The organism is Crocosphaera chwakensis CCY0110 (genome assembly GCF_000169335.1).
GTDB classification, from domain to species: domain Bacteria; phylum Cyanobacteriota; class Cyanobacteriia; order Cyanobacteriales; family Microcystaceae; genus Crocosphaera; species Crocosphaera chwakensis.
In genome coordinates this window covers 1-1,353 of sequence record NZ_AAXW01000154.1, presented here as the reverse complement: position 1 = coordinate 1,353, position 1,353 = coordinate 1, and the positions used below count along the sequence as shown (strand labels likewise).

Annotated in this window: 2 pseudogenes; one reads left to right on the top strand and one right to left on the bottom strand. The window is 36.1% G+C overall.

The features are described from left to right. The first annotated feature begins 18 nt into the window (after window positions 1–18). A pseudogene (tnpA, locus tag CY0110_RS27745) lies at window positions 19–427 on the top strand (IS200/IS605 family transposase). A gap of 69 nt (window positions 428–496) precedes the next feature. Here the strand turns inward: tnpA and CY0110_RS27740 are convergent. Continuing rightward, window positions 497–1,353, bottom strand: a pseudogene (locus CY0110_RS27740) (DUF1156 domain-containing protein); the annotation flags it as partial.

Sequence of the window (1,353 nt, the reverse complement as noted above, 5' to 3'; positions counted from 1 at the left end):
TACCTGTAGGGTGTCAAGATGAAACCAAGAAAAGGGTCACATAGTGTTTTTAGTGTGCGGTTACACTTTGTTTTGTACTCACTATAGACGCAAAGTAATAACCGCCCTAATGCTAGAGCGATTAAGAGAAATGATTTGGCAAGTATCTCGCAAAATGGATTGTGAGTTACTAGAGTTTTCGGGTGAAATGGATCATGTCCATATCTTATTAGATTTCCATCCTAAAAACTCTATTTCTACAGTTGCAGGGTGTCTTAAAAGTTCGACAGCTAGAGTCATGAAAAAAGACTTTCCTGAACAAGTAACTAAGTTTTATAAAGACAAAGTTTCTTTTTGGTCTAAGTCTTATTATGTCACTTCTTCTGGTGGCGCACCTATTGAAAAGTTAAAAGAATATATCAAGAACCAAGATGCTCCGAAAAGTTAATTTGACAATTTTTCGGACATTGAGTCCTCAAATTGTCGTGCTTTCCTTCCCTAGTCCGCTACGCTGAGACTAGGGACTGACGCACTGAAGTTCAATGTGTAATTTAGTTTTAGCTTCGTTGATGATTTCTAGGTAAGTAACAAGGGTTAGGAGTTGACGGGGGTTGAAAAGTTTAGACCATTTTTCAATGCCATATCTTAGTAATTCTCTTGTTTTTTCTCCATCAACAATATTCAAATCAGGAATTAATTCATTAATGTCTAATTGTTTTGAATTCTCTTGTAAATATTTCTCTGCTTTTTCAACCCCATCTAAATCTAATTGATTAGGTATTCTAAACTCTAAACTACCTTTGCCTTTTTTAAAAGCAACCGCGTATAATTGATGTCCTAACCCTTCATTTTGTGCTTGTTTTTTTATAACATCATCTTCAATCACATTATCACAACATAAACACTTACCCACACCCCTACTAATTGTATTATAAATACTGGGATCAAAATCTCCATCCTCAGATTGAATGGTTGTCCCTTTACCTTTTTTACCCTTAATTAATTCAAAATCAACCCGTTTATTTTCAAGATTAGGAATAGGTTTAACTGCACACCATTTATGTAAATTCTGCTTTTCTGGACGTTTATATAACCACCAATTAGGAGATAAAGGAACAACCGACTGACAGTTTGGACAAACAACGGTATGCGCCCAAAGATAATTTTGTACGGTTTCACCATCAGGAGAAGGGAAAAATTCAGCGAGTCTTTTTTCAGCTTCATCACCTACCCATTTCACCCATTTATCAATATCCTTTTGTAAGTCTGCCCCAAACTTTAAGGGATATTCCATCGCAGCTTTCATGGTAACAACCGCCACAGGATTTAAGTCAGACGCATAAACATTTAACCCGTATCTAGCCGCCTCAAAAG